This window comes from uncultured Amphritea sp. (genome assembly GCF_937127095.1).
Classification (GTDB): Bacteria; Pseudomonadota; Gammaproteobacteria; order Pseudomonadales; family Balneatricaceae; genus Amphritea.
On the sequence record NZ_CAKZLP010000088.1, the window covers coordinates 1 to 8,650 of the forward strand.

At 51.9% G+C, this 8,650-nt stretch carries 8 protein-coding genes; all 8 read right to left on the minus strand.

Features of this window, described 5'->3' with window-relative positions; all coding sequences use genetic code 11:
• Positions 1 to 170: 3-methyl-2-oxobutanoate hydroxymethyltransferase (locus Q0499_RS23080; protein WP_299205281.1), on the minus strand; the 170-nt coding region annotated here is incomplete at its 3' end.
• Positions 171 to 300: 130 nt separating this feature from the next.
• Complete coding sequence (gene folK / locus Q0499_RS23085; RefSeq protein WP_299205262.1) at positions 301 to 804, minus strand: 2-amino-4-hydroxy-6-hydroxymethyldihydropteridine diphosphokinase; 504 nt, start codon at positions 802 to 804, stop codon at positions 301 to 303.
• Entirely contained in the window at positions 797 to 2,209 is a 1,413-nt protein-coding gene (gene pcnB, locus Q0499_RS23090; RefSeq protein ID WP_299205265.1) for a polynucleotide adenylyltransferase PcnB, read from the minus strand. The genes folK and pcnB overlap by 8 nt, the downstream gene beginning before the upstream one ends.
• 542 nt (positions 2,210 to 2,751) lie before the next feature.
• Positions 2,752 to 4,161 carry a sigma-54 dependent transcriptional regulator gene (locus tag Q0499_RS23095; protein ID WP_299205268.1) on the minus strand — a complete coding sequence of 470 codons (1,410 nt, stop codon included), beginning with the start codon at positions 4,159 to 4,161 and terminating at the stop codon, positions 2,752 to 2,754.
• Between the two features lie 56 nt (positions 4,162 to 4,217).
• Positions 4,218 to 7,121: an ATP-binding protein gene (locus tag Q0499_RS23100; RefSeq protein WP_299205271.1), complete on the minus strand. Its 2,904-nt coding sequence runs from the start codon at positions 7,119 to 7,121 to the stop codon at positions 4,218 to 4,220.
• Positions 7,111 to 7,287: a hypothetical protein gene (locus Q0499_RS23105; RefSeq protein WP_299205275.1), complete on the minus strand. Its 177-nt coding sequence runs from the start codon at positions 7,285 to 7,287 to the stop codon at positions 7,111 to 7,113. Before Q0499_RS23105 ends, Q0499_RS23100 begins: the two co-directional genes overlap by 11 nt.
• The gene (gene gluQRS, locus Q0499_RS23110) at positions 7,287 to 8,162 is read right to left on the minus strand and encodes a tRNA glutamyl-Q(34) synthetase GluQRS (RefSeq protein ID WP_299205278.1); all 876 of its coding nucleotides are present in this window, start codon (positions 8,160 to 8,162) and stop codon (positions 7,287 to 7,289) included. The genes Q0499_RS23105 and gluQRS overlap by 1 nt, the downstream gene beginning before the upstream one ends.
• 38 nt (positions 8,163 to 8,200) lie before the next feature.
• Positions 8,201 to 8,629: an RNA polymerase-binding protein DksA gene (gene dksA / locus Q0499_RS23115; protein WP_299205284.1), complete on the minus strand. Its 429-nt coding sequence runs from the start codon at positions 8,627 to 8,629 to the stop codon at positions 8,201 to 8,203.
• Positions 8,630 to 8,650: the final 21 nt, after the last annotated feature.

The following is an 8,650-nucleotide window of genomic DNA, read 5'->3' on the forward strand; positions in this document are numbered from 1 at the left end:
GTACTGTCATTGCCCTGCAATACCATGCCCAGGGAGTCGCCCACTAACATCACCTCAACACCCGCGGTGCTGATAAGGTGGGAAAAACAGGCGTCGTATGCGGTTAACACCGCAAACTTTTCACCGGCCTGTTTACGAGCCATCAGTGTATGAAGGGTAATGCTGCTCATAAGAGAACCTGCTTATTTATTACTCAGACGGAGGGGATTATACATAGGCCTTTTCGGTTTAACTATTACCTATTGTGCAAAGCAGTAACAATCATCATAACTTATTGTTTTATAGGGCCTTACTGTTTGACTAAATTCGTTCCAGAGTGCCTTTTTCACAGTTTTTAAGGCATTCTGCGAGGCTTTTCTGGTTAGGAATGCTGAGTTGCGGGGCAATTTCAGCCAGGGGGTAGAGCACAAAACTGCGCTCCTGAATATAAGGGTGGGGGACGGTCAGGCGCTCATTGCTGATCTGCTGATCACCATAGAGCAGCAGATCCAGATCAAGGGTGCGTGGCCCCCAGTGCTGAATTCTGACTCGCTGATGTTGCTGCTCGAGGGCCTGCATCGCATCCAGCAATGCTAACGGCTGGAGTGTGGTTTCAAGGCAGGCAACTGCATTGATGTAATCGGGCTGGCCGGGCGGGCCTACCGGGTCACTACGATATAAACTGGAATGAATCAGGTTGCGACACTGAGGTAAGCGTTCAAGTTCAAGCAGTGCGCTGGCGACCTGGGTAACCGGGTGTTCGAGGTTACTGCCAAGGCCAATGAAGCAGCGGATCCAATCGTCTGAATCAGCTGTTTCAACCATTGTTCTGCTCTTGTTGCTTCGCCGGCCCGCGGCGTCTGCGGCGTCGCTTCGGGGCTTCATCCTTAGGAAATTCACGGGCCATATGGCTGCGGATCTGGGGGTTCTGAGTCTGATAGTCGGTCCACCATTTACCCAGTCCCTCTAACGCTTCGCCGCTGTTTTCCCGCAGCATGAGCAGGTCATAGGCTGCTCTGAAGCGTGGGTGCTCCATCAACCGGTCAGCCCTTTTGCCCTGACGCCGGGGCAGACGGAACTGCAGCTCCCAGATCTCTCTGATCGGGGTGGAGAAGCGCCGGGGGATAGCCGTTTGACGGATCTGTTCACCAATCACCTGATTGGCTGCCTCGTGCATCGCCGGCACCGTATGCATCCCCTCTTTTTTCTGCAGTTGATTCATCCGCTGCTGCATTGGATACCAGAGCAGGGCGGCAAACAGAAAGGCGGGGGTAACACTTTTGTCCTGCTGAATCCGACGGTCGGTATTCTGCAATGCGTTCAGTACCAGCTTTTCTACGGGCGCGCCGTCAGGGTTATCAAGACTGTGGGCTGTCTGACTGAAGACATGCTCCAGCAGGCCGTATTTGCGGAACTGATGGTAAGATTCTACACCGTGTCCTGACTGAAAAATTTTCAGAACTTCGTCAAACAAGCGTGCCGGGGCAATATCCTTAAGCAGATAGCCCAGTTCATACAGAGGGGCTTCGGTTTCCGGTTCGATGCTGAATCCGAGTTTTGCCGCAAAGCGCGCGGCTCTGATCATGCGTACCGGGTCTTCCCGATAGCGGGCATCCGGATCACCGATCATGCGCAGGGTGCGTTGTTTAAGGTCACTGAAACCGTTGGTAAAATCGTAAACGCAGTGATCTTTAGGGCAATAATAGAGGGCATTGACAGTGAAGTCGCGACGCAGGGCGTCCTCTTCAATGGTGCCATATACGTTATCCCGCACAATCATGCCGCTGTCGTTCTGCCGACCATGTTCACCATCGGTGTTGGTCGGATGGCTGTCATGGCTGGCGCGGAACGTTGCGACTTCGATCATATCCCGGCCGAAACGGACATGCAGCAGTTTGAAGCGGCGACCGATCAGCCGTGAGCGCCGAAATATCGCATGGGCCTGTTCCGGGGTGGCATTGGTGGCGACATCGAAATCTTTGGGTTGCTTATGCATGAGCAGGTCGCGGATACAGCCACCGACCAGATAGCCTTCGTAGCCTTCATCCTGCAAGTGATACGCGGTTTTCATCGCGGCATCGTTCAGTTGGCGTCGGGAGATCTGATGGATCTCTTCAGGGATCAGCTGAGGGCCGCTGTGTTGCGGGCTGGTTTCGCTGGCTGATTGCTTTCGATTACTACCGAACAATTTGCGGATAAACGAGCCTATAGGTGATGAGTTTTTGTCCATATATCACTGAAAAACTTACGCAGAAACAAGAGCGCAGAATAATAGCATGAAATTCAATCAAAAAATGCAGTTTACGCCGCAGTTTAACTGATCTTTAGTGTGTGCAGGGTGTTGGTAATTAGAGGATAACAGTAGATGGGTAAGCTGATCGCTTTTAGACAACAACTCAGTCTTAGCTTGTTGTTTTTATTTCTAAGAGCACTGATTCGGGACCGTTGTATTGGGTGTCAATTCAGCGACCAGCTTTTAGAGCCTCATTTTTATTTTTATTCGAGGCAGGTTACTTATCAGTTCATAATCTGGGTTTTATTTTTATTATGATTAATGACTGTAAGTATTGTTCTTTTTCTTGATCTATATACAGCAGTTGTTGTGCCAGTTTATTTAAGTGTTTGTTTTTATTTGTTTTGTTATTTTATTCTGCTGTTTGTTACCGGCCCTGAATAGTTTGGGTAACAAAAAGTGTTACCTTTTTACCCATGCTGCGGTTGCTCAATGGGGGATAAGTAACACTTCTGAAAGTGTTACTCCGCTATCAGATATTAGCTGAGCTGTTCCTCTTTAGACTTTCGTGGAATGCCTAGCTTCTGGCGTCGCTCCCATAAACACTTGCGACTAACCCCCAGTTTTTTCGCCAGCTTGGTTTCGCTCATGTTGTCCTGATTCTCCAGCACAAAACGCTGAAAATAATCGTCCAGTGAAAGGTTTTGTTCAGGTCTTCGCTCTCTCTGGTCAGTGTCGGTTCCTGCAATAATTGAGCGGCCGCTGGCAAAACTGGATTCCAGTTCAGCCAGTGATCCTGGTTCAATGTCCAGGCCGAGCAGATCGGTGGTGATGCTGTGGTCATCCGCCAGAATAACCGCTCGTTCGATGGCATTCTGTAACTCCCTGACATTGCCTGGCCAGTTATAGCGGACCATCGTCTGACAGGCGTCTTCGCTGAAACTGAGCAGCGGTGAGCCGAGCTTTTCGCAACTCTTTTGTAAAAACTGATGAGCGATCTCAATAATATCTTCACCCCGTTCCCGCAGCGGCGGCATCTGCAGCTCCATGACATACAGCCGGTAATACAGGTCTTCCCGGAACTCGCCGGTCTTGGCCAGCGCTTTCAGGTTGCGGTGAGTCGCGGCAATAAGACGGACATCGACGTTGGTTGATTTAACAGCACCCACCCGGCGGATCTCGCCCTCCTGCAGAAACCGTAGCAAGCGTGCCTGTGCCTCCAGAGGCAGCTCGCCAATCTCATCGAGAAACAGCGTGCCGCCATTGGCGGCTTCAATTAATCCATTGCGGGCAGAATCGGCACCGGTGAAGGCGCCTTTTTCGTGACCGAACAGTTCAGACTCTATGAGTGTTTCCGGAATCGATGCACAGTTAACCGACACCATTGGCGAGCCTGAACGAGCGCTTTGCTGGTGGATTGCCCGGGCAGCCAGCTCTTTGCCGGTACCGGATTCGCCCTGAATCAGCACCGTGGCATCGGTACGGGCCACTTTGTGAATCCGGTTAAAGAGATTTTGCATCGCGCTGCATGTACCCACCATCTGGTTCTCGGGGAGCGGATGGGAAGTACCCTTGGGTTGCGCGGTTTTATCCTCAGCCCCCCGCAGTTTGATGATGTTGGCGATGGTTTCCAGTATCTCATCGTGATCAAAGGGCTTAGCAATATAATCCACAGCGCCCAGTTTCATCGCATCAACAGCGGAGCGCATACTGGCATAACTGGTCATAATGACTACCGGTACTGCCTTGGCGAGGGTGATCAGATCTGTTCCGGGTGCGCCGGGCAGGCGCAGGTCGCTGATGATCAGGTTATAATCATTAAGATTGAACAGGTTGTTTGCTTCGTCGACGGATCCGGCATCGTCAACGGTGTAATTGTTGCGTTCCAGCAGACGCCGGAGTGCAGCACGTATAATAGATTCATCTTCTACGATCAGAATGCGGCTCATTCGGTTTACCTTTGCTTCTTGTCCTCTGGTCGGCAGGTGTCTGTTATTCTACAAACTTAATCCTGCAAAGTGACCGGGAGGGTGATAACCACCTGAGTGCCATTGTTCTGATTTTTATTGGCGGGACTCACTATGTTAATACTACCATAATGCTCCTCAATGATGTTATAGACCAAAGGCAGCCCCAGGCCGGTGCCTTTACCCGGGTCTTTTGTCGTAAAGAAGGGTTCAAATAGTTTGCTGTGATGCTCTGGTGAGATGCCACTGCCTTCATCGTTGACGCTGATCTCAATTGAGTTGGCGTTCTGTTCCGCCTCCAGCCATACCGAGCTATGAATCGGCGAGGCATCGCAGGCATTATTGATCAGGTTGACAAATACCTGCATCAGTCGCTGCGGGTCACCACTGATATTCAACGCGGCATCGATGTTATTAATCAGTTTTATCTCCCTGCCGCGGCTATCCATCGATACCAGATGCAGGGCTTCGTCGGTCAGCTCTTTCAGGTTGATATTTTCCAGCAGTTGCTGACTGTCACTCTGGCCCGTATGGGCAAAACGAATTAACGACTGCACGATGCGGGTGATGCGTTGAGTCTGGGCAACGATCTGTTTGCCGCTTTCAAGAATAATATCATCGTCGGTTTCATATTTGAGGTTTTGTGCCAGACAGGCGATACCGGTGACCGGATTGCCTATCTCGTGTGCGACGCCTGCTGCAAACCGGCCAATCGATGCGAGGCGCTCGTTATGGGACAGGCGGTTAACCAGAATCTGGTTTTCAGTTTCATTCTCTAACAGAATAACCATCGACTCGGAGTTCTCTGCCAGGCTGGCTTTGTGCAGGCTAAGCCAGCAGTTCTCTCCCTTTATCAACAGGTGGTGAGACAACAGATGGTTTTGCTCCTGGCTGGAAAAATCGTTCAGCAGTTCACCCCAGGGGGCGGGCAGACTGATCAGCTTTTTGGTTAACACGGCCGAGTTTTGTAGTCCGGTGAACTGTTCCATCTCCTCATTCCAGAAGATGATCTGGCCCTTTTCATCCAGCGAGCAGGCACCGACAGGCAGGCGTTGCAGAGTCAATCGGTGATGGCGGCGCAGGTTGTCCAGCTCGGCAGCCAGACCGCTGAGGCGGGTCTGATAGTTTTCCAGCTGTCCTTCTAGCAGGTGGATGTCACGGGTGCGATATTGATCCAGTGAATCTTTACGCACCTGTTGATTTAACAATGCGCTGGCTTCGACCGGTCCGAATAGTGCGCTCAGTCGGCTTTCGATCAGCGTTCTGAGTCGCATCAGATCGATTGCGTTCAGCTCTCCGCTGACGATGTTCAGTTCATGCAGCGCATGTTCTATCTCTTTCTGCGCGGTCACTTTACCCAGTCGCGAACTCAGTAATGTTATCAGTTCATCACTGTGACTGATGTTCAGTTGAGGGCCGATCGGGCGTTGCAGGCTGTTATGCAGGCAGGCGCTGGCGCTGGCAATCTCCTCCTGGGAGCTGCGTGTCAGAATTGATCCGAGCAGGAAGACGGTAATGTTTGCGGTAAGCGCATAGATAGCAATCTGATGCCAATTGTGCTGATCCAGAATCGACGAATCATTACTTAGAGCGCCGCTAAGCAAGCCTGTGAACATGGAGATAATCCAGATTCCCATACCGACAATGAGCCCCAGGCAGAAACCAGTGCGGTTAGCGCCGGGCCAGAAAAGCGTGGCGAGAATACCCGGTAGAAACTGCATAAAGGCGATAAACGCCAGGGTGCCCAGCCAGTGGATGTTGTAGTTAAGGCCCACCTGGGCGTAGAACAGATAACTGCCCAGCATCATGATGATAATGAGTATGCGTCGAAGCCAGAGTAGACGGGAGTAGAGTTTTTGCGTCGACAGTGGTGGAATCAGCGGCAGAATCAGATGGTTCTGCAACATCGAAGCGATAGATATTGTCGCCACAATAATGATGCCGCTGGCGGCAGTCAGTCCGCCAATGAAGGCCAGTGTGGTGAGAAAGTTGGATTCCAGTTTTATCCCCAGGTGCAGAATCAGGAAGGCAGGCTGGTCAGCAACTCCGAGTCTGATAGCCGCCCAGAGAATAGGGGGGACTGCCAGCGCCAGTATCAGCAGGTAGAGTGGCACGCCCCAGCTGGCTTTATGCAGGCTATTGGAGGAGGTGTTTTCAGTAAACATCATATGGAAGGTATGGGGCATTACAATGATGGCTGAGAAAAACCCCAGTAGCATGGTACGCCAAAGGTTACTGTCCAGCTGAGTGTCAAATACTGCCAACTCCTGAGGGTGTTGCTGCAGCCAGAGGTCAAGTCCGCCTGGACCATCCATCACACTGTAGAGCGCATAGAGTGCGATGGTGACCATCGCGAATAGCTTGATCAGTGAGCCGGTTGCCATTGCCATAATCAGACCGGTCCGGTTATAGCGCAATGATGGGTTGCGGGCGCCCACCAGAATCGTAAACAGGGCGATCAGGGAGCAGAAGCCTATAGCGATCTGATCAGAGGAAAAATCCTGGTTCAGAATGTGCAGTGAATCTGAAACAGCCTGAATCTGAATCGATATCAGTGGCAGAATCGCGATGAGTGAAAAGAGTGCAGTCAGTGTCCCTGCGGTCGCTGAACGAAAGCGAAACGCAAAGAGGTCGGCGAGTGAACTTAATTCGTAGGTGCGGGTGATACGCAGTATTGGAATCAGAATCACCGGTGCGAGAAAGAACGCAGCAGACGCACCGAGGTAGGATGCCAGGAACGTATAGCCGGACTCCTTGGCAATCGCGAAAGCGCCATAAAAGGTCCAGACACTGGTAAATACGCCCAGTGACAGCACATAGGTGAGTGGGTGATAGATGACGCGCTTAGGGATCCAGCCGCGCTCAGTGATATAGGCGGTACCAAACAGTGCCGCCAGATAGGCGATGGCGATCAGCAGCAGAGAGGTCAGGTTAAAATTCATCGCTGCGCCGTCTCCGTTCCAGGATTGCCAGTATCAGAATAAGGGCTGCCCAGATAATGTAAGGCCGGTACCAGGGGGTAGCTGAATCCGGCCACCATTGATCGAGAATCGGTGATAGCAGATAGCCGCCAATCACCAGTACGATCATAACGCGGTAAAAATGCATCAGCACTCCTCCAGAATGAAGCCCGTGGTTTTGGGGATGGCGGTAATATCCCAGTGGTGTGTGGCCCAGATAAGACACTCTTCGACACTGCTGTCGGCTAACTCAGTCGGCGGCTGTTGCCCCAGAAATTTCAGTGCGCGAATAATCAGTTGGCGTGCCTGGTTATCATCCAGAGCCGGGGCGAAATTCTGCTTGCTGAGTTTCTGTCCCAGTGTGTTTGTCGCCACCGGGATATGCGCATAGGCCGGTTGATGGTACCCCAGTAATCGCTGTAGATGTATCTGTTTTGGTGTTGAGTCGAGCAGGTCGGAGCCGCGGACGATATGGGTGATCTGTTGCTGCGCATCATCGATGGTGACGGCCAGCTGGTAGGCAAACAAACCATCCCGGCGAAAGAGCGTGAAATCCTCAGTCCGGTGACTGAATTGCTGAGCCCCCTGAATGCGGTCATCGAAGGGGTAGTCCTGCTCGCAGTGAACGCGGATGGCGCATTGTGCATCCTGAGGCGGTGGATGGTTGCGGCAATAACCATCATAGAAAGTGTCGCCACTGCGTTTAAGCAGAGTCTGTCGGGAGCAGCTACAACGGTAGGTCGCGCCGTACTCGGTCAGCTGTGTCAGAATATCATTGTAAATCGCGTGACGGTGGCTCTGGCGAATGACTTCACCGTCCCATGTCAGGCCAAACTGTTCGAGGGATCTGAGAATGCTGTCAGTAGCCCCAGCCACCTCTCTGGGAGGGTCAAGGTCTTCAATGCGTAGTAACCAGTGGCCATTATGGGCACGGGCGTCAAGATAGCTGGCAAGTGCTGCCAGAAGGGAGCCAAAGTGGAGCGGGCCAGTGGGTGACGGGGCGAAACGACCTGTATAGACCATTGCAAAAGCGACTGACTATTAAGTCAGCCTCGATCAGATCAGATACCCAGCTGTTTCTCTTTGATCTCAGCCAGGGTTTTGCAGTCGATACAAAGCGTTGCTGTAGGACGTGCTTCCAGACGGCGGACGCCGATCTCTACGCCACAGGCATCACAATAGCCATAATCATCTTCGTCGATGCTTTCCATCGCTTTAGAAATTTTGCTAATCAGCTTGCGCTCCCGGTCACGGGTACGCAGTTCCAGGCTGAACTCCTCTTCCTGGCTGGCCCGGTCGCTGGGATCGGCAAAGTTGGTTGCTTCTTCCTGCAGATGGTTAACGGTACGGTCTACCTCTTCCATTAGCTCCTGTTTCCAGGAATTCAGGATTTGGCGGAAATGATCTTTTTGAGCATCGTTCATGTACTCTTCGCCATCCTTAATAGGATAGGGTACAAAGTGGGTGAACTGTGTTTCTTGATTCGGCATAGTTCTGCCTCGCTTCTCTCT